The organism is Streptomyces sp. NPDC059373 (assembly GCF_042751495.1).
In the GTDB taxonomy this organism is placed as follows: domain Bacteria; phylum Actinomycetota; class Actinomycetes; order Streptomycetales; family Streptomycetaceae; genus Actinacidiphila.
The window spans coordinates 73,848-97,707 of record NZ_JBHYXC010000005.1 but is presented as its reverse complement, the minus strand read 5'-3'; the positions used below and the strand labels follow the sequence as shown (position 1 = coordinate 97,707).

Annotated in this window: 23 protein-coding genes and 2 pseudogenes; 14 read left to right on the top strand and 11 right to left on the bottom strand. The window is 70.9% G+C overall.

All coding sequences use genetic code 11. The features are described 5' to 3' along the window. Nucleotides 1-57: 57 nt before the first annotated feature. The 3 genes from ACFXJ5_RS11890 to ACFXJ5_RS11880 form a co-directional block, all read right to left on the bottom strand. Complete coding sequence (locus ACFXJ5_RS11890) at nt 58-684, bottom strand: TetR/AcrR family transcriptional regulator (RefSeq protein ID WP_384630199.1); 627 nt, start codon at nt 682-684, stop codon at nt 58-60. Nucleotides 685-727: 43 nt separating this feature from the next. Further along, nucleotides 728-1,591, bottom strand: coding sequence for a GNAT family N-acetyltransferase (locus tag ACFXJ5_RS11885; RefSeq protein ID WP_384630198.1), 864 nt, complete (start codon nt 1,589-1,591; stop codon nt 728-730). A gap of 390 nt (nt 1,592-1,981) precedes the next feature. Beyond that, entirely contained in the window at nt 1,982-2,143 is a 162-nt protein-coding gene (locus ACFXJ5_RS11880) for a nuclear transport factor 2 family protein (RefSeq protein ID WP_384630197.1), read from the bottom strand. A gap of 183 nt (nt 2,144-2,326) precedes the next feature. On the opposite strand from ACFXJ5_RS11880, the gene ACFXJ5_RS11875 reads away from it, so the two are divergent. The 3 genes from ACFXJ5_RS11875 to ACFXJ5_RS11865 all read left to right on the top strand — a co-directional run bounded on the left by ACFXJ5_RS11875 (nt 2,327) and on the right by ACFXJ5_RS11865 (nt 3,919). Further along, complete coding sequence (locus tag ACFXJ5_RS11875) at nt 2,327-2,671, top strand: hypothetical protein (RefSeq protein WP_384630196.1); 345 nt, start codon at nt 2,327-2,329, stop codon at nt 2,669-2,671. Between the two features lie 131 nt (nt 2,672-2,802). Then, nucleotides 2,803-3,525, top strand: a complete 723-nt coding sequence (locus ACFXJ5_RS11870; protein WP_384630195.1) for a Type 1 glutamine amidotransferase-like domain-containing protein — start codon at nt 2,803-2,805, stop codon at nt 3,523-3,525. 10 nt (nt 3,526-3,535) lie between these two features. Beyond that, entirely contained in the window at nt 3,536-3,919 is a 384-nt protein-coding gene (locus ACFXJ5_RS11865) for an RNA-binding S4 domain-containing protein (protein WP_127355298.1), read from the top strand. A 10-nt stretch (nt 3,920-3,929) separates the two neighbouring features. On the opposite strand, the pseudogene ACFXJ5_RS11860 reads toward ACFXJ5_RS11865, so the two are convergent. After that, nucleotides 3,930-4,223 (bottom strand): annotated as a pseudogene (locus ACFXJ5_RS11860) (SDR family oxidoreductase); the annotation flags it as partial. A gap of 4 nt (nt 4,224-4,227) precedes the next feature. On the opposite strand from ACFXJ5_RS11860, the pseudogene ACFXJ5_RS11855 reads away from it, so the two are divergent. From ACFXJ5_RS11855 to ACFXJ5_RS11840, 4 genes and pseudogenes are all read left to right on the top strand, one after another. Continuing rightward, nucleotides 4,228-4,515: pseudogene (locus ACFXJ5_RS11855) on the top strand (SbtR family transcriptional regulator); the annotation flags it as partial. A 77-nt stretch (nt 4,516-4,592) separates the two neighbouring features. Next, the gene (locus ACFXJ5_RS11850) at nt 4,593-4,988 is read left to right on the top strand and encodes a nuclear transport factor 2 family protein (protein ID WP_384630194.1); all 396 of its coding nucleotides are present in this window, start codon (nt 4,593-4,595) and stop codon (nt 4,986-4,988) included. A gap of 134 nt (nt 4,989-5,122) precedes the next feature. Beyond that, nucleotides 5,123-5,335, top strand: coding sequence for a heavy-metal-associated domain-containing protein (locus ACFXJ5_RS11845; protein WP_384630193.1), 213 nt, complete (start codon nt 5,123-5,125; stop codon nt 5,333-5,335). Beyond that, the gene (locus ACFXJ5_RS11840; protein ID WP_384630192.1) at nt 5,335-7,554 is read left to right on the top strand and encodes a heavy metal translocating P-type ATPase; all 2,220 of its coding nucleotides are present in this window, start codon (nt 5,335-5,337) and stop codon (nt 7,552-7,554) included. The genes ACFXJ5_RS11845 and ACFXJ5_RS11840 overlap by 1 nt, the downstream gene beginning before the upstream one ends. 26 nt (nt 7,555-7,580) lie before the next feature. Here ACFXJ5_RS11840 and ACFXJ5_RS11835 read toward each other — a convergent pair whose 3' ends face one another. Further along, nucleotides 7,581-7,994, bottom strand: coding sequence for an SsgA family sporulation/cell division regulator (locus ACFXJ5_RS11835; RefSeq protein WP_384630191.1), 414 nt, complete (start codon nt 7,992-7,994; stop codon nt 7,581-7,583). 209 nt (nt 7,995-8,203) lie between these two features. On the opposite strand from ACFXJ5_RS11835, the gene ACFXJ5_RS11830 reads away from it, so the two are divergent. After that, nucleotides 8,204-9,376, top strand: coding sequence for a winged helix DNA-binding domain-containing protein (locus ACFXJ5_RS11830; protein ID WP_384630190.1), 1,173 nt, complete (start codon nt 8,204-8,206; stop codon nt 9,374-9,376). A 14-nt stretch (nt 9,377-9,390) separates the two neighbouring features. Here ACFXJ5_RS11830 and ACFXJ5_RS11825 read toward each other — a convergent pair whose 3' ends face one another. Beyond that, complete coding sequence (locus ACFXJ5_RS11825) at nt 9,391-11,127, bottom strand: D-alanyl-D-alanine carboxypeptidase family protein (RefSeq protein ID WP_384630189.1); 1,737 nt, start codon at nt 11,125-11,127, stop codon at nt 9,391-9,393. Nucleotides 11,128-11,713: 586 nt separating this feature from the next. Between ACFXJ5_RS11825 and ACFXJ5_RS11820 the strand changes: the two genes are divergently transcribed. From ACFXJ5_RS11820 to ACFXJ5_RS11810, 3 genes are all read left to right on the top strand, one after another. Next, nucleotides 11,714-12,412 carry a GPP34 family phosphoprotein gene (locus ACFXJ5_RS11820; protein ID WP_384630188.1) on the top strand — a complete coding sequence of 233 codons (699 nt, stop codon included), beginning with the start codon at nt 11,714-11,716 and terminating at the stop codon, nt 12,410-12,412. Nucleotides 12,413-12,727: 315 nt separating this feature from the next. Then, a complete protein-coding gene (locus ACFXJ5_RS11815) occupies nt 12,728-13,585 on the top strand; it encodes a helix-turn-helix domain-containing protein (RefSeq protein WP_384630187.1) in 858 nt (285 codons plus the stop codon). Between the two features lie 185 nt (nt 13,586-13,770). Continuing rightward, nucleotides 13,771-13,977, top strand: coding sequence for a DUF397 domain-containing protein (locus ACFXJ5_RS11810; RefSeq protein ID WP_384630186.1), 207 nt, complete (start codon nt 13,771-13,773; stop codon nt 13,975-13,977). 81 nt (nt 13,978-14,058) lie between these two features. Here the strand turns inward: ACFXJ5_RS11810 and ACFXJ5_RS11805 are convergent, their stop codons facing one another. Beyond that, nucleotides 14,059-14,901 (bottom strand): hypothetical protein, encoded by an 843-nt coding sequence (locus tag ACFXJ5_RS11805; RefSeq protein ID WP_384630185.1) that lies wholly within the window; start codon nt 14,899-14,901, stop codon nt 14,059-14,061. Nucleotides 14,902-15,014: 113 nt separating this feature from the next. On the opposite strand from ACFXJ5_RS11805, the gene ACFXJ5_RS11800 reads away from it, so the two are divergent. From ACFXJ5_RS11800 to ACFXJ5_RS11790, 3 genes are all read left to right on the top strand, one after another. Continuing rightward, complete coding sequence (locus ACFXJ5_RS11800) at nt 15,015-16,205, top strand: PLP-dependent aminotransferase family protein (protein ID WP_384630184.1); 1,191 nt, start codon at nt 15,015-15,017, stop codon at nt 16,203-16,205. Between the two features lie 195 nt (nt 16,206-16,400). Continuing rightward, nucleotides 16,401-17,183, top strand: coding sequence for an SDR family oxidoreductase (locus ACFXJ5_RS11795; protein WP_384630353.1), 783 nt, complete (start codon nt 16,401-16,403; stop codon nt 17,181-17,183). A 296-nt stretch (nt 17,184-17,479) separates the two neighbouring features. After that, entirely contained in the window at nt 17,480-19,009 is a 1,530-nt protein-coding gene (locus ACFXJ5_RS11790; RefSeq protein ID WP_384630183.1) for a sodium:solute symporter family protein, read from the top strand. Between the two features lie 39 nt (nt 19,010-19,048). On the opposite strand, the gene trxA is transcribed toward ACFXJ5_RS11790, so the two are convergent. The 4 genes from trxA to ACFXJ5_RS11770 all read right to left on the bottom strand — a co-directional run bounded on the left by trxA (nt 19,049) and on the right by ACFXJ5_RS11770 (nt 23,674). Beyond that, nucleotides 19,049-19,363 (bottom strand): thioredoxin, encoded by a 315-nt coding sequence (gene trxA / locus ACFXJ5_RS11785; RefSeq protein WP_384630182.1) that lies wholly within the window; start codon nt 19,361-19,363, stop codon nt 19,049-19,051. Then, nucleotides 19,360-19,761, bottom strand: a complete 402-nt coding sequence (locus ACFXJ5_RS11780) for a MerR family transcriptional regulator (protein ID WP_384630181.1) — start codon at nt 19,759-19,761, stop codon at nt 19,360-19,362. The genes trxA and ACFXJ5_RS11780 overlap by 4 nt, the downstream gene beginning before the upstream one ends. 63 nt (nt 19,762-19,824) lie before the next feature. Further along, nucleotides 19,825-20,931, bottom strand: a complete 1,107-nt coding sequence (locus tag ACFXJ5_RS11775) for an ADP-ribosylglycohydrolase family protein (RefSeq protein WP_384630180.1) — start codon at nt 20,929-20,931, stop codon at nt 19,825-19,827. 142 nt (nt 20,932-21,073) lie between these two features. Beyond that, on the bottom strand, nt 21,074-23,674 hold the full coding sequence (locus tag ACFXJ5_RS11770) for a bifunctional FO biosynthesis protein CofGH (protein ID WP_384630179.1): 2,601 nt from the start codon (nt 23,672-23,674) through the stop codon (nt 21,074-21,076). Nucleotides 23,675-23,860 lie beyond the last annotated feature (186 nt).

The window sequence follows — 23,860 nt, the reverse complement described above, 5'->3', positions numbered from 1 at the left end:
GCGGTTCGCAAACTGTCCATGCGGCCATCAGGGCTGTGACCGGCCCGGAGAGGGCGGCTATTCGTCGGCGGCCTCTTCTCGCTCCAGCGCACGGGCCAACGCGTCGAAGCCGGCGGCGACCCCGGCGGTGTCGCCGCTGGTCCGCGAGTCCACCAGGAAGCCGCGCAGCGTCGCGAGGATCATCTCGGCGACCTCCAGCCTGCGCCGGTCGGACCAGTGCTCCGGACAGATGGACAGCAGCAAGGGCAGGTACTGCTGCGACGCCTCGCGGCCGAGTGCCGCGTATCGGTCGGGGTCGTACATCGCCAAGCCGATGGCCTGGTCGAGTACCCGCGCCTCCTCACCCACGAGGACCGGCCACACCGCGCGTACCCAGTCCCCCAGCGGCCGGCGGGCCGGTCCGTCGGCGGCGGCCGACGCCTTCTCGATGCGCCTTCCGCGTAGCTTGACGATCGCCTGCACGAGTAGGTCGTCGGCTCCGTCGAAGTGATAGAGCAGCACCTTGTGCGTGGTGCCGGCCGCCCGCGCGGCGCGCCGGAGCGAGAAGTCCACGAGCCCGTTGACCGCGAGGTCGTCGGTGACACGGTCGAGGAGTTCCCGGCGCCTGGCCTCGCCGCGCGGCGACCCCGCTGATCGCCGGTAGCCCGCTCGTCCTGGTGAGCCGTCGTCGGCAGAGGTGTTCACCCCGACAGCTTCCCCGATCGGCGCGCGGATCCGCCCCGGGCCGCTACAGATCCAGCTGGTACGTCGCCGTGCGGTGCGTCGGCGCGTAGCCCAGGGCGTCGTTGATACGGCGCATGTACGTGTTGCTGTCGGCGGTGTCGGTGAGGAGGCCGGCGAGGGCGGGGTGCTGGACGCGGGCCTGGAGGATGGATCGGGCTTTGAGCCAGGCGGCGAGGCCGTGGCCGCGGTGGGCCGGGAGGACGGCGGTGCCGTAGTGCTGGGCGTCGCCGGTGCCGTCGCCGGGGACGACGAGTTCGGTGAAGGCGACGATGGTGCCGGTGGGTTGGTGGAGGGCGGCGACGGTGTGCAGGTGGTCGCCGCGGTCGGCGACGGCCTGGGCGACGGCGTGCAGGCGGGGGATGTCCCAGGTGACGGTGCCGAAGTCGGTGTCGTCCATGGGCATGTCGTCCATGGCGTGCCGGGAGTCGGCGTAGGTCGGGGCGAAGTGGTCGGGGACCGCGCCGTCCCAGGAGACCAGACGGTAGCCGGGGTGCGGGTCGGCGACGGCGGCCGTGAGGGCGGCGATGTCGGCGTCGGCCAGGGCGAGTCGGGCGTACGTCAGGGTCAGGACCTTGCGAAAGCCCTGGGCGGGGAGGAACCGGGCGCCGGGTGAGTCGGTGGCGGCCTGGGCGATGACACAGCGCTTGCCGGCTTCGCGGGCGGCGGAGAGAGCCGCGGTGAGGAGCTGCGTGCCGGTGCCGTGGCGGCGGTCGGCGGGGTGCACGGCGAGTTCGAGCTCGGCGAGGTGGTCCTGGCCGGAGCGGTCGAAGAGCCGGAGGAAGGCCGAGCCGACGGGGTGACCGGCGGGGTCGGCGGCGAGCCAGACCAGGCGGTCGGGGTGGGTCAGCGGGGTGAGGCGGATGGACAAGGTGGCTCCGTCGTGAGGAGGTTGCCGGCGGGGATGGCGGGGCTGGCGGTGGGCGAGTCCGGGTGCTGCCGGACACTCCTGTGATCACTCCTGCGCATTGCTGCACACCTCCTTTCCTTGTCGTACGTACGGGCCGGGCCCCGGGAAGGTACCAGTTGCAGGGGCGTATTCGTGGTGCCCGTATGGAGTAAGGGACATCGGACACCCAAAGGGGCTGAACATGACGCCGCGCACCGCACAGCGCCAGCAGTTCGACCCGACGGAGAGGTCGCCGGGCGGGCGACCTCTCCGTCGGCGAGCCGGCCTTCGCTCCGTCCCCATGGGATCCGTCCGACGGCCACGGCTACGGGCGCTGCGCGCCTCGGCGAAGTAGCCACGCCATCCCCCCGGTCAGAGGCGGTGATGGCGTCCGGTGACGTTCTGGCCCGCGCCGTGGGCGAGGACGTCCTCGGCGACGAGTTCCAGGAGGTCCGTGATGCGCCGGGGCTCGAGAACCCGCAGGTAGCGGCGGACGACGGCTTCGGGCGACTGCGGCTGGGTGTGGTCCGGCACACGGGGACGGCAGTCCACGGATCGCCTACACGTCCCGGTTCCACGTATCGGTGGATTCCAGCAGATTGAGTGCCTTTGCCGTTTTTGTGGGCGCGGCGCGGCGTGTTTCGTCGCGCCCGGGCCGACGCTTGCCGAGTCCAACCCGTGCAGGTGCTTCGGTACCTGCGGTGACAGGAGATGGCTATGCGTGTATCCCGCTTCGCGGCTGCACTCGGTGTGGCAGCGGCCCTGGTCCTCGGCGGTGCGGTGAGTGCAGAGGCCGCAACGCCGCGGACGGCGACGGCCGGTGCGTCTGCCCTGCACGACCACGACCACGACAACGACCACGGCCGTGGCTACGACCACGACGACCACGGCTGGGGCCGCGGCGACCACGGCTGGGGCCGCGGCGATGACGGCTGGGGCCGCGGCGACGACCGGCCCGGCGGCTGGTACCACCACGGCCGCCACCACCACTGGTACGGCCACCGCCACCACCGCGACGACTACCGCTGGAACGGCTACCACCACAACCGCTACGACCGCTGACGCCCGGCCCGACAACCGACGGGGGCGTCCTCCCTTCCCCGGGGAGGACGCCCCCTCAGCGCTGCAGGGGGAAGGGTCGTGCCGGTTTAATCTCCCTCGGATCGCTCGGCGCGGTGCTAGCGTCCGGCGCTGTGACCACGACCAGGTATTTGATCGGCGGTGGCTGGGACGAAGCCGCCTCCGGCCTCCTCTACGGCCCGTTTCTCGCCGATGCCGGGCGGCGAGCCGGGGGGCCGGACCCGACCGTGGCCTGCCTGCTCGTCGACGAGGGCGACGGTGCCGAGGACTTCGTACGGTACGAGGCCGCACTGCGCCGGGCCGGGCCCTGCACGCCGGTGCCGGTCCTCGTGCCGCTGGGCGGGACGCTGGATCCGGCGGCACTGGACGGCGTGGACGCGCTGCTGGTCGGCGGTGGGCTGACGCCCGCGTACCAGGAAGCCCTCGCAGCCGTACGGGACAGCACGGCGCGGCTGCCGTACGCGGGGTTCTCGGCGGGGGCGGCGGTCGCGGCGCGGGAGGCACTGGTCGGGGGGTGGCTGGCGGGCGGGGTGCAGGTGTGCCCGGAGGAGACCGGGGAGGACCTGGAGGAGATCGAGGTCAGGCCGGGGCTCGGCCTGGTGCCGTTCACGGTGGATGTCCACGCCGCGCAGTGGGGCACCCTCCCCCGGCTGATCGAAGCCGTGCGGCGCGGCCGCGCAGGAGCGTACGGCGTGGCGATCGACGAGAACACGATGCTGGCGGTGGACGGCGCCCGGGCCCGGGTGTCCGGGCTGGGCCGGGTCCATGTGGTGCGCGGCGCCGAGGTCCGCGCGTACGGCTCGGGCGAGTCCTTCGACGTGAAACCAGAGACGTAGGGTCGGGAGCATGGCTGCAGACGAGGGAAGCGTGCGGGTCGACAGCTGGATCTGGTCCGTACGCCTGACGAAGACCCGTTCGCTGGCCGCCGCGGCCTGTCGCGCCGGGCACGTCCGCGTCAACGGGGAGCGCGTGAAGCCGGCCCACGCGGTCGCCCCCGGGGACGAAGTGCGGCTCTACCACGCGGGCCGCGAGCGGATCGTGGTCGTCAAGGTCCTCGTACGCAAGCGGGTCGGCCCGCCGGTCGCCGCCGAGGCCTACCTCGACAACAGCCCCCCGCCCCCGCCCCGCGAGGAGGCCGTCGTCGTGGCCCACCGCGACAGGGGCGCGGGGCGCCCGACGAAGCGCGAGCGCCGCGACCTCGAACGGCTGCGGGGCCGCGCGGAGTCGTAGACGGTAGGCCTTAGTCCTGCGCAGTGGGCCGGACGACGATGTCGCCCACGTCGACGCCGTTCGGCTGCTGGATCGCGAAGGCGAAGGCGCGGGCCACGGCGTCCGGCGGCATCGCGATCTCGCCCATCCTCTCCGGGGTCCGGGCCTTCGTCTCCGGATCCGTCATGGAGTCCGCGAAGTCCGTGTTGACGACGCCCGGCGACACGACAGTCACGCGCAGATGGGGGCCGGCCTCCTGGCGCAGGCCCTCGGAGATGGTGCGTACGGCGTTCTTCGTGCCGGCGTAGACCGACTGAAGCGGGACCGCGACCGCCAAACTGGGCATGGCGGACGCCCTGCGAGCGGTCGTCGCCTCGGGCACCAACCCTTACGCCCGGAGCCACGAGATGATTCAGGCCGCCCTCTCGTCGCTCATGGACGCCGGTACCGCAGCCGGAGCGTTCCGGTCGGACATCCTCCCGACCGACATGTTCGCCGCGCTCGCCGGCATCGCCCTCGCCTCCGGCCATCCCGAACAGCGTGCGCAGGCCGAGCGCCTCCTCGACCTCACCCTGGACGGACTGAGCCCCGTCCATCAGGGCCCACCCGACACATAGCCGTGCGGGCGGGGCGGTGAGAAGGTGGTTACGGCAGCCGAATTTGCCCCGCTTTCTCATGAAAGGTGGCGATCACGATGGCTGAGCACCCGCACGCCGCACTCGTACGCAAGGGCTACGAGGCCTTCTCGCGCGGTGACATGGACGCCCTGCGCGGGCTGATGACCGGGGACTGCACGCACCACGTCCCGGGCGACCACCCGCTGGCCGGTGACTACAAGGGCGTTGACAACGTCCTGCGCTTCTACGGACAGCTCTTCGCGGAGACCGACGGCTCGATGCGCGTCGAGGTTCGCGACCTGTTCGTCGACGGGCGCGGACATGTGGTCGCGGTCCACCACCAGACCGCCAACCGGGGCGGCAAGACGATCGACCAGGACGCCTGCATCGTCTTCCGCGTCGTCGGCGACAAGATCACCGACCTGGACGAATGCTCCCCGGACCTCGACGAGGACAACGCCTTCTGGGCGTGACCTTCCTGGCGTGACCCTGACCCGACGGTCCAGGCCTCGCGCGCCCACTTCGCGTGCCCACCCCCCAGGAATACCCCTGGGGGGTATACTCTGGCATCATCGGCTCAGAGAACCACACGCAAGGAGCGCACACGATGACCGTCACCTACACCGTCTCCGGCATGAGCTGCGGCCACTGCGAGTCCGCGGTCACCAAGGAGGTCTCGGCCCTCCCCGGCGTGACGGATACCAAGGCGGACGCGCAGACCGGCCTGCTGACCGTCGCGTCCGAGCAGCCGCTGGACGACGAGGCCGTCCGCGCCGCCGTCGACGAGGCCGGCTACGAGTTGGTCGGCAGGACCGTCTGATGAGTTCCGTTGAGCTTGAGATCGGCGGGATGACCTGCGCCTCGTGCGCGGCCCGCATCGAGAAGAAGCTCAACCGGCTGGACGGCGTCACCGCCACCGTCAACTACGCCACCGAGAAGGCGAAGGTTTCGTACGTCTCATACGAGGACGGGGGCGCCGTCGCGGTCGGTGACCTGATCTCGACGGTCGAGGCGACGGGCTACAGGGCGGCGCTCCCGGCACCGCCGGCCACGGCGGACGACGCGGCGGCCGAACTGCTGCCGCTGGAGCAGCGGCTGCTGACCGCCGTCGTGCTCGCGATACCCGTGATCGCGATGGCCATGGTCCCGGCACTGCAGTTCCGCGGCTGGCAGTGGCTCTCGCTGATCCTGGCCACGCCCGTCGTCACGTACGCGGCCTGGCCCTTCCACAAGGCCACCTGGGCCAATCTGCGGCACGGCACGGCCACCATGGACACCCTCATCTCGGTGGGGACGCTGGCCGCGTTCGGCTGGTCGGTGTGGGCGCTGTTCTTCGGCGACGCCGGCACGCCGGGCATGAAGCATCCCTTCGAGCTGACCATCGAACGCGGCGACGGCAGCGCCAACCTCTACTTCGAGGTCGCGGCCGGGGTCACCTCCTTCATCCTCGCCGGGCGCTACTTCGAGGCCCGCAGCAAACGGCGGGCGGGCGCGGCGCTGCGGGCGCTGATGGAGCTGGGCGCCAAGGAGGTGGCGGTCCTGAGGGACGGCCTGGAGGTGCGCGTCCCGACGAACGAACTGGCGGTCGGCGACCTCTTCGCCGTACGGCCGGGCGAGAAGATCGCGACGGACGGCGTCGTACGGGAGGGTTCCTCGGCCGTCGACGCGTCGATGCTGACCGGCGAATCGGTGCCGGTCGAGGTCGGGCCCGGCGACACGGTCACCGGCGCAACGGTCAACGCGGGCGGGCGGATCGTGGTCGAGGCGACCCGGATCGGCGCGGACACGCAGCTCGCGCGGATGGCACGGCTCGTCGAGGACGCGCAGAACGGCAAGGCCGCCGCGCAGCGGCTCGCGGACCGCATCTCGGCGGTCTTCGTGCCGGTGGTGATCGGGCTCGCGATCGCGACCCTGGGGTGGTGGTGGCTGGTCGAGGGGGCCGGCGCCGCGTCGGCCTTCACGGCCGCCGTCGCCGTGCTGATCATCGCGTGCCCGTGTGCGCTTGGCCTGGCAACGCCTACGGCGTTGATGGTAGGCACCGGGCGGGGTGCGCAGCTGGGCATCCTCATTAAGGGGCCGGAGGTACTTGAAACCACCCAAAAGGTGGACACCATCGTGCTCGACAAGACCGGCACGGTGACGAGCGGCGCGATGTCGCTGACGTCCGTTCACCTCGCCGACGGCGAGGACGAGGCGCAGGTCCTGCGGCTCGCCGGCGCCCTGGAACACGCTTCCGAGCACCCCATCGCCCAGGCGGTCGCCGCGGCCACCGGCGACAGGCTTCCGGTGCCGGAGAACTTCACGGCGGTCGCGGGGCTGGGCGTACGGGGAGTCGTGGACGGCCACGCCGTGGTCGTCGGCCGCGAAAAGCTGCTGTCCGAGCCGCTCTCCGGCAAGCTCGGCCTCGCCTGGACCGAGGCGGAGGAAGCCGGCCGTACGGCGATCGCCGTCGGCTGGGACGGGGAAGCCCGGGCCGTGCTCGTCGTCTCCGACGCGGTCAAGCCGAGCAGCGCGGAGGCGGTCCGGATGCTGCGCGCGCTGGGGCTGCGGCCGGTCCTGCTCACCGGGGACAATGCCGCCGTCGCCCGGTCCGTTGCCACGGAGGTCGGCATCGCGGCCGTTGACGTGATCGCCGGCGTCATGCCCGAGGACAAGGTCGCCGTCATTCGCCGCCTCCAGGCCGAAGGCCACTCCGTCGCCATGGTCGGCGACGGCATCAACGACGCGGCCGCCCTCGCCCAGGCCGACCTCGGCCTCGCCATCGGCACCGGCACCGACGCCGCCATCGAGGCCGCCGACCTCACCCTCGTCCGCGGCGACCTCCGCGTCGCCGCCGACGCCATCCGCCTCTCCCGCCACACCCTCGCCACCATCAAGGGCAACCTCTTCTGGGCCTTCGGCTACAACCTCGCCGCCCTCCCCCTCGCCGCCGCGGGTCTCCTCAACCCGATGATCGCCGGCGCCGCGATGGCCTTCTCGTCCGTCTTCGTGGTCGGCAACTCGCTGCGTCTGCGGCGCTTCGCGCCATCCGCGGTGTAGTTCGGGGTGCGCCCGCCCGGGGGGCTTCAATCGTCGTCCAGGAGGGCGGCGAGGGCGGCGTCGACGTCGAGGTGGTGGACCTCCTCGCCGGCGGGAACGGCTTCGTAGGCGCGGGAGAGAAACGTGTGGAGGTCGGGCGTGGCGAGGTCGATGAGGGCGGTGCCCTCCTGGGCGCGGAGTTCGATCATGGTGTGGCGGGGACCGTAGGGCCAGATGTGGACGTCGCCGTCACCGGCGGGGGCGCGGAGGCCGGCGGTGAGGAGGTTGCGGGCGAAGGTCCAGGTGACGTCGGTGCCGTCGAGGGAGACGGAGGCGGGGAAGGTCAGATAGACGGCGAGCGGGTCCTCGCGGTGGTAGCGGAGGACGGCGGTGGTGTCCTGGGCCCCGGAGTCGGGGGCGCAGATACGGACCCGGACAGTGCGGTCGATGTCGGTGAGCATGGCTGGAACCCTCCGGTGGGCGCGACGCGTATATCCGTCAACCAGGAAGACCGGAAATCAGGGGCAGCCATTACGCGACTTACGCAACAGAACATGTGACCTGTCCCACAGCCCGACAGGCACGTCACCGACTTATAGTGCCGAATGCCCGGAATTCGAGAGGGGTCGCCGACCATGGCCGAAGGCTTCGCCAACACCCGGGGTCACCGATGACCACCGCCCTCCGCCGGATCACGGCCGCCGAGCGCAGGGCCCGGCTGGGCGCGCGGCACCGGCTGGCCGCCGGGGACCGGGCGGCGACCGCCGAGGAGGTCACGGAGTCACTGGTGGGGCTGCACGGCACGGACCCGGCGACGGTCTACCTGTCGGTGGCGGCGCGCCTGCGTACCCCCGGCACGGCGGAGCTCGAGCGGGCGCTGTACGAGGACGGATCGCTGCTGCGGCTGCTGGCGATGCGCCGGACGATGTTCGTGGTGACGGAGGCCTCTGCGCCCGTCGTGTACGCGGCTGCCGCCCGGGCCGTCGCCGCCGACGAACGCAAGAAGCTCCTCGCCTACCTCGCCGAGGGCGGCGGCTGGGACGCCGCCTGGCTGGCCGACGTCGAGGCCGCTGCACTCGCGGCCCTGGCCGAGCGCGGCGAGGCCACGGCGGCGGCGCTGGGCGCCGCCGAGCCACGGCTGCGGGAGCAGGTCGTGGTCGCGCGCGGGAAGCCGTACGAGGCGACGCAGAACGTCTCCAGCCGCATCCTGCGGGTCCTGGCCGCCGAGGGCCGGATCACCCGGCGCCGCCCGGCCGGGAGCTGGACCAGCAGCCAGTACCGCTGGGCCGTGGGCAAGGCCCTGCCCGAGCTGCCGGCCGCCGAGGCCAGGGCGGAGCTCGTACGGCGCTGGCTCGCCGCCTACGGGCCGGGGACCGAGGCCGACCTGAAGTGGTGGACGGGCTGGACCCTCACCGACGTACGCAAGGCCCTGGCGGCCGTCGGCGCCGAACCGGTGACCCTCGACGAGGGAACCGGCCACATACTCCCCGGCGACACCGCACCGCCCCAGGACGACGCGCCCTGGGCGGCGTTGCTACCCGCCCTCGACCCGACGCCCATGGGCTGGCAGCAACGCGACTGGTACCTCCCCGAGGCTCCGGACCGCGCCGCGCTGTTCGACCGCTCCGGCAACATCGGCCCCACCGTGTGGTGGCACGGCCAGGTCGTCGGCGGCTGGGCCCAGCGGGCCGACGGGACCATCGCCTACCGCGTGTTCGGGGACCCCGGCGGGGAGGCCGCCGCCGCGATCGGGGCGGCGGCCTCCCGGCTGAGCGGCTTGCTCGGGGACGTGCGGGTCACCCCGCGCTTCCGTACGCCGCTGGAGCGCGAACTCTCGGCCTGACGGCGGACCGGGGCCTACGCGACCCGGGTCAGCTTGGTGCCGAAGCCCGGCTCGGCCAGATCGGTCTGGAGGGCGACCGGGACCTTGACCTCGCTGTTGCCGTTGCCGTTGCCGACGGTGAGGGTGCCCACGGTGGCGCCGGACTTGGCCGTGTGCGGGATGCCGGAGGTGGCGGCGGCCAGCGAGATGCCGACCTTGAGCCCCGACCACCCGGCGGCGGTCACGTCCTTGGTGGTGACGACGGCGGTGTGGCCGCCGAGTCCGTCGTCCACGTAGCCGACGACCGTGCCCTTCTTGATGATCGTCTCGGCCTTCAGGGCTCCCTGGGTGGCCTGGATCAGATCCTTACTCTTGTTGAGCACGGTCGTGATGATCGGCGACACGTACTGGCCCAGCGTGGCGCCGATGATGAGCCGCTTGGTGCCGCCCACCGTCTTCGTGGCGGCGAAGAGCAGATTGCCGCCGGCCTTGGTGCTGGTGCCGGTCTTGATGCCGACGACGCCGTTGTAGCCCGCGAGTTGGTTCCAGTTCTTGTGCTTGGTGCCGGAGCTGTCGGTGTACTCGATCTTGGCGGCGATCTCCTGGAAGACCGCGCTGTTCTGCATGGCCTTCCTGCCCAGCTTGACCTGGTCCTTCGCCGTACTGACCGTGGTGGCCTCCAGGCCGCTGGGGTCGGTGTACGTCGTGTTGGTCATGCCGAGATCCTTCGCGGCCGCGTTCATCTTCGCGACGAACGCCGACTCCGAGCCGGCGTCCCAGCGGGCGAGCAGCCGCGCGACGTTGTTCGCCGACGCGAGCAGCACGGCCTCCAGGGCCTCGTACTCGGTGAGTTGCTGCCCCTTCGTGACCTTCACGACGGACTCGGCGTCGGCCAGCCCGCTCTTGTACTGGTCGGCCGCCTTCTGGTCGACGGTGATGGTCTCGCCCTTGGCGCCGCTCTTGATCGGGTGGTCGCGGAGGATGACGTACGCCGTCATGACCTTGGCGACGCTCGCGATCGGGACCGGCTTCTCCTGGCCGTACGAACCGAGCGTGCCCATCCCCTCGACCTCGACGACGGCCTGACCCTCCGTCGGCCAGGGCAGCGAGGGCGTACTGCCGCTGAAGGTGTAGGCCGAGGCGGTGGTGAGCTTGAGCTGCGGGTCGGGCAGCGGGCGCAGGGCCTGGACCGCACCGAAGACGATGACCAGCAGCACTACCAGCGGCGTCCAGATCTTGAACCGCCGCGTCACGGTCCGCAGCGGAGTCTCCGGCGGCGGGGGCGTGTTGGTGAGCTCGGCGAGCAGCTTCAGCGGCTCCCCGGGGGTGGGCGGCAGCGGCATCTGCTTCGTACTCTCGCGAGGCGCGTTCGGCGTCTCGTCGGTCACCAGCGGTACGAAGGTGCCGACCGGCCCCGCCGGCCCGGCCGGCGGCTTCGGCGGAAGCGGCTTGGGCGTGACCGGCTTTGTGGTGATGGGCGTGGCCGACTTCGGCGTCACCGGCGTCACCGGCGTCACCGGCGTCACCGGCGTGACCGGCTTGGCCTCGGGCAGCGCGATGCTCGCCCGCATCTCCGCGACGGTGTGGGCCGCCAGGACGAGGGTGCCCTCGCGCGGCTGCGGCTCGGCCTCGGGTGCCTCAGGGGCTTCCGGCGCCGCCGACTCCGCCCCTTCCGACTCCTCGGGCTCGTCGGCCTCCTCGGGCTCGTCCTCGGAGGCCTCGGAGACCTCGGGCTTGTCCTCCGCCGCATCCCCCGCCGTCTCGTCCGCCATTTCCTCGGCAGTCTCTTCCGCGGATTCCTCCGCCGCTTCCGCTTCCGCTTCGGAATCCGAAGCGGATTCCGTATCGTCGGCGGACTCCGCGTCTGTCTCGGTTACGTCATCCGACGCATCCGGGGTACGTCCCTCGCCCCCCGCCTTCGCGTCGGCGGGGGCCTCGGCGTCAAGATCTTCGCGATCTGTTACCGGATCGTTATGTTGGGTCCCGGAGGAACCTTCCGCCTCTTCCGCCCCACGGAATGCGGCGAGCCTCGGATCCTCCGTCCTGCGCTCGGTCGCCTCCCCCGACGACTCCTGCTGCTCCGCCCTGCCGGGGGACTCGCCCGCCACGCAGACCTCCTCCACACGTCAGGCGGGCCGTCTGCGCGACGACCCGCTCCACCCATACACCAGTGTCCAGCCCCAGGCTGAGAAGCCTCTGAGAGACCCGCCGGAACCTCTGCGATGTCTCCTCGACACCACCGCCCGGGTGGTAGACGAGAACGACATATGAGTCGGTTCCCGCACGAACGGGCAAGGCGCTCTCGACAGGTTGCTGTGAGAGGCGTCACCCTGTCTTCATCCACGCGGGGAGGCATGGATGGGCAGGAGCCGCAGAAGTATTCCGGAGGAGCTACTGCTTCTCGCCTTGGACCCGACCACGGGCACCACGGCGCAGCCGCAGTCGCTCGACCTAGGCCTTGCCGGGGCACAGCTAGTGGAGCTGGCTCTGGCAGGGCGAATAGCCCCTGATGGGGATCGTATCGCCGTGGTGCACCCACGGCCGACAGGAGATCCGACCCTGGACTCCGCGCTCGAACTGCTGCGGCGACGCGGCAGCCCCGTGCGTGCCGTCCACTGGATCGGCGGGCCCCGCCTGGGGCTCCGTCAGACGTATCTCGCGCATCTCGAACGGTGCGGCATGGTGCATGCCGTGGCGGGGCAGATGTGCGGGGTGCTGCCGACCACTCGCTATCAGGCGACCGACAGCGAAGTCAGCCGGGAGATCAGGGCCCGGCTGGACAACGCGATCCGCACCGGCGTACCGCCGGACCCGCGGACCGCAGCGCTGGCCGCGCTCGCCCATGCCGTGGGGCTCGGCAAGCACCTTTACCCGGGTAACGAAGGCCGGTCCTCGCGATCGCGCCTGAGGGATCTCATCCGTTACGACCCCATGGGCGGCCTCGTCGCGCACGCGGTCATGGACGTACAGAACGGCGTCGCCGCACAGCCGAAGCGAGCGCCCGCACAGGGGCGACCCTCGGCGGGGCAAGGGATGGCCCGGGCCGGCGTCCGATGAGCGAGAAGAGCGATAGACAAGCAGGACAGAAAGAGCAGTAGGCGACAACAGGACGGACCGGTATCCGGAGGCAGGGCCCGGACACCGACACCGCACCGTCCTCAGCGACCCGGTCACGGGAGCCGCTGCGATGCGCGGGGCATGGGCCGGCACCACCGGTCCGTGCCCCGCGCATCGCTGTTCTCCGCGCCGGGGAGGTCCGGGAAAGAGCGACCATACGACCATTTCCCAGCGGGCCGATGACCGGTAGTGGCAGGCTGCTGACAAGCAGTACTCAGCAGTGCAGAAACCATTCATGCCGGAGGTGCACATCCCGTGGCCGCCAACGTCAACCCCACCGTCAGGCGACGCCGTCTCGGAGCCGAACTACGCAAGTTGCGCGAGTTGAAAGGCCTCACGGCGGAAGCGGTCGCGGCCCAGCTGCTGGTCTCCCAGTCCAAGATCAGCCGACTGGAGAACGGCCGCCGCAGCATCAGCCAGCGCGACGTCCGCGACCTGTGCGGGGTCTACGGGGTCGACGATCCCCACATGGTCGAGTCACTGATGAACATGGCTCGCGAGTCCCGCCAGCAGGGCTGGTGGCACGCCTTCGGGGACGTGCCCTACAGCGTCTACATCGGGCTGGAGATGGAAGCGGCGTCGCTGCGGACCTACGAGTCGCTGATCGTGCCGGGCCTGCTGCAGACCCGCACCTACGCGGAGGCCGTCATCTTCGGTATGGGCCCCGAGGCGACCCCGGCCGAGATCCAGAAGCGCGTCGACGTACGGCTCAAGCGCCAAGAGCGCGTGACGGACCCGGAGTTGCCCCTGCGCCTGTGGGTGGTGGTCGACGAGTCGGCGCTGCGCCGCGAGGTGGGCGGCTCGCAGGTGATGTACGAACAGCTGGAGCACCTGGCGGACATGAGCACGCTGCCGCACATCACCGTCCAGGTCCTGCCGCACGACGTCGGCGCCCACCCGGGTATGTACGGGGCCTTCGCCGTCCTGGAGTTCGAGGACAGCGCGGACTCGTCGGTGGTGTACCTGGAGGGCGTGACGAGCGACCTCTACCTGGAGAAGCACACCGATGTGCAGAAGTACGCGATGATGTACGAGCACCTTCGCGCCCAGGCTCTGAACCCCGAGAAGTCGAGGGAGTTCGTCCTGGACGTCGCGAAGGAATACGCGCCCTGAGACGAGTCGTCACAAGTTTGGGCGGAAAGGTACACCTGTCCCCCTCACCGTGGAAGACGCACGTGGAATATGCCATCCGGTCGAGTGACAGACCCTCTCCAGACAGTGATGTTGTCGCGTAGCGTCGAGACGTGCTTACCACACAGGCACATCGCAGCACGTCTCACACGATCGGAGCAACGATCATGCATCGGGAAGATACGGCCCTCTCATGGCGGAAGTCCTCGTATTCGGGGAACAACGGCGCGTGCGTTGAAATCGCCCTCCCGGACACCCAGACCATTGCCGTACGCGACTCCAAGGACCCGGCCGGGCCGACCTTGAGCTTCTCGTCGCGCGGCTGGTCGGCGTTCGTGGCCGAGGTCGGCCAGGGGGCCTTCGACCTTCCGTAGAATCCGCAGCAACCGAGGCAGCACCTGTGCCAAGCCCTCTCGACCGGCTCGCCGTCCTGGCCGAGGGGGCTCGTTGCTGCCTCAGCGCAGCTGATCGACGTACGTGTCCGTGCCCGGGATCGTCGGGATGAAGGGCGCCACCAGCTCGACCCGGCCCAGCCCGGCCGCGGCGACCGCCTCGTCGAGGCCCGTGAAGTGCTCCTCCCACACGTCTCGCGGGTCCCGTTGCAGGAACCAGAGCAGGGTGAGCCGGGTGTCGGTGCCCTCGACCTGCTTGACGTACGACATGCGGTCCAGCGGCAGCGGGGTGGGCGTGAACACGGTGACCATGGCGGCGGGCGAACCTCCGGCCAGCCGCTTCGGAAGGTGCCGGGCGCGCAGCCACTCCAGCAACTCCGCCCGCTGCCCGGCCGATTCGGCGTCGACGACCTCGACGACGAGACCGGCGTAGGGGTGGTCGAGGGCGTGGATGTCGCGGGGCCCTGCGGCGCCGTCGCGGTAGACGGTGGTGGCGTGGTCCTGGAAGGCCGTGAAGACGTGGGTGCGGGCGTGGTGGACGCGGGCGTCGCGGTTGAGGCGCTTGTTGATCCTGACCGTCCACTTCATGTGGTCGGCGTAGCGGCCGGCGGTGATCCAGTAGACGGTGAGATAGCAGCCGGCGGTGACCGGCTGGGCCACGGCGGACTTCTCCGGGTAGCGGAGCTGCTGCAGTTCGCGGGTGGCGACCCAGCGGCGGCCGGCGTAGAGCCAGGGCATGGCCATGGCGCCGGCGATGAAGTGGTCGTCCTCGTACCAGCGGTTGTACGCGTACTCGTGGCCCGGGTGGGGCTCGACCATGGTGATCAGCGCGTGGCCGAACCGGGGCTCGTACGGGCCGAGGGCAGCCAGCTCGGCGTAGCTCTCGCTGCGCGTATCGTCTGTCATACCTACGGTTTAGCTGACTGGGTGTCAGATATGGAAGGGTGTGGCACCTCCGGCCGAGGTAGATGTACCTTCCAGGCAATTCCGTCCAGTGAAGTCCAGTGAAGGAGTCAGCCATGCGTGCCCCCGTTCCCGGCCTCGCCACCCGTGCCGCCTCGGTCGCCGGATCGCCGGTACGCGAGATCCTGGCGCTGACCGCACGACCCGAGGTGATCTCCTTCGCGGGCGGTCTCCCGGCCCCCGACTTCTTCGACACCGAGGGGATCCGGGCCGCGTACGACCGCGTACTCGCCGAGGACCCCCGCCGCGCCCTCCAGTACTCCACCACCGAGGGCGACCCGGCGCTGCGCGTGGCCGTCGCCGAGCGGCTCGGCACCAGCCTGCCGACCGACCCGGACGACCTCCTGATCACCGGCGGCTCCCAGCAGGCGCTGACGCTGCTCGCGACCGCCCTCCTGGAGCCGGGCGACGTGGTCCTGGTCGAGGACCCGACCTACCTGGCCGCGTTGCAGTGCTTCGGCTTCGCCGGGGCGCGGGTCGTGCCCGTGCCATCGGACGATGACGGGGTCGACCCGGCGGCGCTGGAGGAGCTGGTCGTCCGCGAACGACCCAAGCTGCTCTACCTCATCCCGACCTTCCAGAACCCGACCGGCCGCACCCTCCCTGCCGCCCGCCGCACGGCCGTCGCGGAGATCGCCGAGCGCCACGGCCTGTGGATCGCCGAGGACGACCCGTACGGAGAGCTGCGCTACGAGGGCGACCACATGCCCTGGATCGCCTCCCTCCCGGCCGCTGCCGACCGCACCGTCCTGCTCGGCAGCTTCTCCAAGATCATGGCCCCCGGCATGCGACTCGGCTGGCTCCGCGCCCCCGCCGCCCTCCGCCGCGCCTGCGTCATCGCCAAGCAGTCCGCCGACCTCCACACCTCGACCATCGACCAGGCCGCCGCCGCCCGCTACCTCGCCGACTCCGACCTCGACGCCCACCTCACCCGCGTCCGCGGCGCCTACCGCGAACGCCGCGACGCCCTCCTCGGCGGCCTGAGCAACGCCCTCCCGCCCACCAGCTCCTGGAACCACCCCGAGGGCGGCATGTTCGTCTGGGCCCGCCTCCCGCACGGCTACGACGCCACCGCCGCCCTGCGCGTCGCCGTCACCCACGACGTGGCGTACGTCCCCGGCACACCCTTCTTCGCGAGCGACCCCGACCCGGCGGCACTGCGGCTGTCCTTCGTCACGCACACCCCGGACGAAATCCGCGAGGGGCTACTGCGGCTGGGCAAGGCCCTGGCAATCGCCGCCCCGTGACCCTAAACTGACGCTCCGTCAGTTCAACTGTGCCGCGCCGGTGCCCCGTCGGCGAGTGAGCCGAAGCGGAGCGGTCGCTGTCGAAAAGGAGAACGCGCGCAGTTCGCGAGGAACGAGCGAGCGAGCACGATCGACTGTCGACAGTGACTCAGCGCAGCGGAGGCGAACCGAGCCGCCAAAAAAAGGGGCCTCGTGATGCTGCTTCAGGGCAAGACCGTCGTAGTCTCCGGCGTCGGCGCCGGCCTGGGTCACCGCGTCGCGGCCACCGTCGTACGGGACGGCGGCAACGCCGTGCTCGGCGCCCGCACGGAGGCGTACCTGGCGAAGGCCGCCGAGGCAATCGACCCCGAGGGCCTGAACACGGCCTGGCAGGCAACCGACATCACCGACGAGACCCAGTGCGAGGACCTGGCCGCACTGGCAACCGACCGCTTCGGCGGCATCGACGCGGTAGTCAACGTGGCCGCCCTGGACGCCCACTTCGGCGGCCTCGAGGACGCGGACTTCGCGAGCTGGCAGCGGGTCATCGACGTGAACCTCTTCGGGACCCTGCGGATGACCCGGGCCTGCCTGCCCGGCCTCAAGCAGCGCGGCGGCTCTGTCGTCCTCATCGGCACCCAGTCCGCCGTCGCCGCGCCGTCCCAGGTGCGGCAGGCCGCCTACGCCGCCTCCAAGGGCGCCCTCACCTCCGCGATGTACTCGCTGGCCCGGGAGTTGGGCCCGCACCGGATCCGGGTCAACACGGTGTTGCCCGGCTGGATGTGGGGGCCGCCGGTGCAGGCGTACGTCCAGTACACGGCACACATCGAGAGCGTGCCCGAGCCGGACGTACTGGCCCGGCTCACCGAACGCATGGCGCTGCCGGAGCTGGCCACGGACGGAGACGTGGCGGAGGCTGTGGCATTCCTGGCCTCCGACCGGGCGCGGGCGATCACCGGGCAGTCGCTGCTGGTGAACGCCGGTGAACTCATGAGGTAGTTCGAGGTAGATCGAGGTAGCAAGGTAGATCAAGGTAAATCGAAGTAGGTCGGACGGGGCGATCCGGCGAAGTACGTGCTCATGGTGGGCTGTCACGGGCGCCCACAACAACGCCACGGAAGGTCAAGAGCAGGCAAAATCGTTCTGGCTTCTGACTTTGGTTCATGTCCTTGAACGCCTTTGGTCTTGACCATGCCTTGAACAGACGGTTCAATCTGGGTCGCCGCCCCATGACGGACGTACCGGCGAAGTACGCACCCGTTCACAAGGCGGACCCCTGGAGGGGGCATCAAGGTATGAACACTCTCGACTGGGCTGTGCTCATCGCGTACTTCGGCGTCATGGTCGCGATCGGCCTCTGGTCCCACAAGCGCGTCGACAACGTCAGCGACTTCTTCACCGCCGGCGGCAAGATGCCATGGTGGCTGTCCGGCATCTCGCACCACATGTCGGGCTACAGCGCCGTCATGTTCACCGGCTACGCCGGCATCGCGTACACGTACGGCGTCACCTCGTACGTCACCTGGTCCTTCCCGATCGCGATCGGCATCGCGATCGGCTCCCAGCTCTTCGCGCCCCGGCTCAACCGGCTGCGGTCCAGGCTGCACGTGGCCTCGCCGCTCGAATACCTCAAGAACCGCTACAACGTGCCGACGCAGCAAGCCCTCGCGGTGTCGGGCCTGCTGCTGAAGATCGTCGACGTCGGCGCGAAGTGGGCGGCCATCGCGACCCTGTTGTCGGTCTTCACCGGCGCCTCGCTCAACCAGGGAATCCTCATCACCGGCGCGGTCACCGCCATCTACTGCACCGTGGGCGGGCTGTGGGCGGACGCGCTGACCGAGCTGGGCCAGTTCCTGATCCAGCTGGTGGCCGGGGTGGCGATGCTGATCGCGGTGCTGGGGAAGATCGGCGGCTTCAGCGGACTGTGGAACGTGTGGGACCGGCTACCGGCCGCGCACACGCACCCCACGGCCGGGCCGTACACCGTGACCTTCCTGCTGGCGTATCTCTTCATCAAGACCTTCGAGTACAACGGCGGCATGTGGAACCAGGCCCAGCGCTACATGGCCACCGCGAACGCCCATGAGGCCACCCGCTCGGCGCGGCTGTCCGCGGCGCTGTGGTTCGTCTGGCCGCTGGTGCTGTTCTTCCCGATGTGGGTGGCCCCGCTGCTGGTCAAGGCGCAGAAGCCGGACGCCTCGGACGCGTACGCGCTGCTCACCGAGCAGCTGCTGCCGCACGGCCTGCTCGGCCTGGTCGTCGTCGGCTTCTTCTCGCACACCATGGCCATGTGCTCGTCCGACGCCAACGCCATCGCGGCCGTCTTCACCCGCGACATCGCACCGGTCGTGTCCCGCGCGGCCCGGGGCTGGACCGAGCGGGCCGGGCTGGTGGCGGCGCGGCTGTCCACGATCGCCTTCCTGGGCCTGTCGATGGCGGTCGCGACGCAGGTCAACTCCCCTGCTTTCAAGGACATCATCACCGTCGTCATCAAGTGGGTCGCCGGCCTCATGGGGCCGATCGCGATCCCCTTCATGCTCGGCCTGCTGCGGCCGTTCCGTAAGTCCGGCCCGACGGCCGCCCTGGTCTCCTGGGCGGCAGGCCTGTTCGCCTTCTGGCTGACCAACTACGGCCTGATCGGCATCCAGTTGCAGATCCAGATCGTCACGCCGCTCGCGACCTCGCTCGTCCTGTACGTCCTCATCGGCCTGATCAAGCCCGAGGACACCCCCGAGCGCGACGCGATCCTCGCCCGTATCAACTCCGACGACGACGGCTCCGCGGCCGCCGACGCGGTGCCGGCGGCCGCGGGCGCGGCCGAGTAGGGGGACAGGCCCCAGGTGGTGCCGGGAGCCGGCCGACGGTCACATGACGTCGGCCAGCTCCTGCATCAGTCGCCGCTTGGCCCGGGCACCGACCATGGACTTCACCGGCTCACCGGCCCGGAAGACCATCAGGGTCGGCATGGAGAGCACCCCGTACGCGGACTGGGTCACCGGATTGGTGTCCACGTCCAGCACCACCACCTTGAGCCGGCCCTCCTCCTCTCGGGCCACCTCGGCCAGCACCGGGGCGATCTGGCGGCAGGGCGGGCACCAGTCGGCGGTGAACTCCACCAGGACCGGGAGGTCAGCCTTCAGGACCTCTTCGGCGAACGTCGCGTCCGTCACCGTCTTCACGTTTCCGTACTCCCCTCGCAGGTGAATTCGCAGTGCGGTTCGGATGCCACCAGCTCGGCCTTCGCCAGCTGCGACCCGATCCGCTCCCGGACCGCGGTCAGTCCGGCGATGCAGTCGTCCAGCTCGGCCAGCTTGCGCCGGTAGACGTCGAGCGAGGCGGGGCACGAGTCGCCCTCGGGATGGCCGGCGCGGAGGCAGTCCACGAAGGGCCTGGTCTCCTCCAGTTCGAAGCCGAAGTCCCGCAGCAGCTGGATCTGGCGCAGCAGCCGCAGGTCCTGCTCGTCGTAGGCGCGGTAGCCGTTGCCCGCCCGCCGCGCACGCAGCAGGCCGCGCGACTCGTAGTACCGCAGGGCACGTGTGGTCGTCCCCGCCCGTTCGGCCAGCTCTCCGATCCGCATGCGTACGACGGTAGACCTTGACGCCGACGTCAAGGCCAGCGGCTTTCCGTGGTCGGTCCGGGCTCAGGCGCTGGGGTAGCGGTCCAGCCACACCGGGGACGCGCCATTGGGGCCGTGCAGGGCGGGGGCCTGGGTCATCTCCATGGCGAAGTCGTCGGCGAGCTGGAGGATGGTGCCGCGTCCCTCCAGCTCGGCGACCCAGGCGGGCGGCAGGGAGGTCTCGCCGTGCTGGACGCCGAGGAGGTTGCCGCAGACGGAGCCCGTGGAGTCGCTGTCGCCGGAGTGGTTGACGGCCAGCAGTAGCCCGTGGCGTACGTCCTCGGCGACCAGGGCGCAGTAGACGCCGATGGCGAGGGCTTCCTCGGCCGTCCAGCCCTCGCCCAGGGACTCGACGCGGGCCGCGGACGGCAGGCCCTGCCGCACGGCCCCCAGGGCGCTCTGGAGGGCGTCGGTGGTCTCCTCGTGGCCGGGGTTGGGGGAGAGCAGGGCCAGGGCGTGCTGGACGGCGCCGTCGAGGGCCTCGCCGCGCGCGAGGCCGTGGATGATGACGGCGAAGGCGCCCGCGGCGAGCGTGCCGGTGGGGTGGCCGTGGGTCTGGGCCGCGCACTCCAGGGCGAGCTGGAAGACCAGCTGCGGCTCCCAGCCGACGAGCAGCCCGAAGGGCGCGGAGCGCATGACGGTGCCGCAGCCCTTGGAGTCGGGGTTCTTGGGCTGCTCGAGCGTGCCCATGCGGTCGTCGCCGAGGCCGGTGAGGCAGGCCCGGCCCGGGGCTCTGCGCGAATACAGCCACTCCTCACGAGCGAGCCAGCCGGTGTCCTTGCGGCGCTCGTCGGGACCCCAGTCGTTCTGGGTCGCGGCCCAGCGCAGGTAGGCGCGGTGGATGTCGGTGGGCGGATGCCAGGCGCCGCTGTCGCGGCGGACCTGGGCGCGTATGAGCCCTTCGGCGGTGAAGAGGGTCATCTGCGTGTCGTCGGTGACGGCCCCGCGTCTGCCGAAGGCCTGGACGTAGTCCGTGACCCCGTCCTGGCCGTGCGCCTGCCGGATCGCGTCAAGGGAGTCGAACTCCACGCCCGCGCCCAGCGCGTCGCCGATCGCCCCGCCCAGCAGACACCCGCGTACGCGACTGCGGAAACCCTGCTGTTCGGCGCGCCCCCATACGGCTGCGCACATGCCACACCTCCAGCCAGATCGTCGCCCAGCACTGTAATCGACCAGGAACGGTCAGCTCTTGGCCAAGTACGGAATGTGAGGAGTCACCCATGCGGTCTTTGCCGGGCGTTTGTGCGCCCGGATCCGGCGGTTCCCCCGGCCTCTAGCCCTCCAGCACCGGGAGCAGTTCGGGCAGGTGTCCGTCCGACGCGCGGCCCGCCGCGATCCGCTCGTCGGACACGTCTCCGTACGTCGTGGTGCGCTGCCGGTGCGGCCGGCCCGCGGCCTCGGCGATGGCGACGAGGTCCTGGATCGACTTGTACGAGCCGTAACTCGACCCCGCCATACGGGAGATGGTCTCCTCCATCAGCGTGCCGCCCAGGTCGTTCGCGCCCGAGCGGAGCATTTCGGCGGCGCCCTGCGAGCCCAGCTTGACCCAGCTGGTCTGGATGTTGGGGATGTGGGGGTGGAGGAGGAGGCGGGCCATGGCGGTGACGGCCCGGTTGTCGCGTGCGGTGGGGCCGGGGCGGGCGATGCCGGCCAGGTAGACGGGGGCGTTGGTGTGGATGAAGGGCAGGGTCACGAACTCGGTGAAGCCGCCAGTCTCCTGCTGGATGCGGGCGAGGAGGCGGAGGTGGCCGAGCCAGTGGTGGGGCTGGTCCACGTGTCCGTACATCATCGTGGAGGAGGAGCGGATGCCCAGCTCGTGGGCGGTGGTGACGACCTCGACCCAGGTGGCGGTGGGCAGCTTGCCCTTGGTCAGGACCCAGCGCACCTCGTCGTCGAGGATTTCGGCGGCCGTGCCGGGGATGGAGTCCAGGCCGGCCTCCTTGGCGGCCGCCAGCCAGTCGCGGATGGACATGCCGGTGCGGGTCGCGCCGTTGGCGACTTCCATCGGTGAGAAGGCGTGCACATGCATGCCCGGCACGCGCTCCTTGACCGCGCGGGCGATGTCGAAGTAGGCGGTGCCCGGCAGGTCGGGGTGGATGCCGCCTTGCATGCAGACCTCGGTCGCACCGACCTCCCAGGCCTGCTCGGCGCGGTCGGCGACCTGGGAGAGGGAGAGGGTGTACGCGTCGGCGTCGGTGCGGCGCTGGGCGAAGGCGCAGAAGCGGCAGCCGGTGTAGCAGACGTTCGTGAAGTTGATGTTCCGCGTGACGATGTACGTGACGTCGTCGCCGACCGCGTCGCGGCGGACGTCGTCCGCGATCCGGCACAGCGCGTCCAGGGCCGGGCCGTCCGCGTGGAGGAGGGCCAGCGCCTCGGCGTCGGTGAGCTTGGTGGGGTCGTCGGCGGCGACGGTCAGGGCTGTGCGGATGTCGGCTTCGATGCGGTCCGGGATCATGCCGGGGGCGGCCTGCTCGCGCAGGGCCTCCCAGTCGCCGTAGACGGCGTCGAAGTCGTCGCGGCGGTCGGCGGTGCGGCCGGTGGTGTCGATGGTGGCGTGCAGGTCCGTGCGTCCGGTGGCGGTGAAGGCCTCGTCCGGCTCCTGCCAGGGGAGGCCTTGCGGCTTCGCCTCTTCCACGGCGAGGCCGGTGGTGGGGTCGGCCAGCGCCCGTACGTGCGGCAGCAGGCGGGGGTCGAGCCAGGGCTCGCCGCGCTGGATGAACTCCGGGTAGATCGTGAGCCGTTCGCGCAGTGCGAAGCCCGCATCGGCGGTGCGCTCGGCCAGTTGGTCGATGTGCGGCCACGGGCGTTCGGGGTTGACATGGTCCGGGGTGAGCGGGGAGACCCCGCCCCAGTCGTCGATCCCGGCACCGATCATCAGCGCGTACTCGGCGTCGACCAGGTTCGGCGGCGCCTGGATCCGGGCGTTCGGGCCCAGGATGAGACGGGCGACGGCGATGGCGGCGGCCAGCTCCTCGAGCTCCGCGTCCGGCATGCCGCGCATCGCGGTGTCCGGCTTGGCGCGGAAGTTCTGGACGATGACTTCCTGGACGCCGTGGTACTGGCGGGCGATGCGGCGGATGGCGAAGAGGGATTCGGCGCGTTCTTCGTAACTCTCGCCGATGCCGATCAGGATGCCGGTGGTGAAGGGGACGTTCGAGCGGCCCGCGTCCTCCAGAACGCGCAGGCGGACGGCCGGGTCCTTGTCCGGCGAGCCGTAGTGCGGGCCGCCTGGTTCGGACCACAGGCGGGTCGCGGTCGTCTCCAGCATCATGCCCATGGAGGGGGCGACGGGCTTGAGCCGCTGCAGGTCGGTCCAGGACATCACGCCGGGGTTGAGGTGCGGGAGCAGGCCCGTCTCTTCGAGGACCCGGATCGCCATCGCACGTACGTACGAGAGCGTGTCGTCGTATCCGTGCGCCTCGAGCCACTCGCGGGCTTCGGGCCACCGCTCCTCCGGGCGGTCGCCGAGCGTGAACAGGGCCTCCTTACAGCCCATTTCCGCGCCCCGGCGAGCGATGTCCAGCACCTCGTCCGGCGACAGGTACATCCCGTGCCCCTCGGCACGCAGCTTCCCGGGCACGGTGACGAAGGTGCAGTAGTGACACTTGTCCCGGCACAGCCGGGTCAGCGGGATGAAGACCTTCCGGCTGTACGTGATCGCGCCGGGCCGGCCGGCGGATTCCAGGCCCGCGTCGCGGATCCGGGCGGCGGTGGCGGCCAGGTCCGTCAGATCGCTGCCCCGCGCCTGGAGGAGGACGGCGGCCTCCGCCGTGTCCAGGGCCACGCCGTCCCGAGCCCGCTTCAGCGCGCGGCGCATGCCGTTGGCGGTGGGCGGCGAGTTCTGCGCCTCCGGGCGCGGCGTGCGTTGCGTCATCCTCAGAGCATAGGTGGGGGGTGCGACGGTCGCCCTGTCACATAGATCACCCTTTTTTTGAGCGGCTCGGTTCGCCTCCGCTGCGCTGAGTCACTGTGGGGGCACCTCCCAGACGGAGTCTGGGGGAAGTCGATCGTGCTCGCCCGCTCGTTCCTCGCGGACTGCGCGCGTTCTCTTTTTCGACAG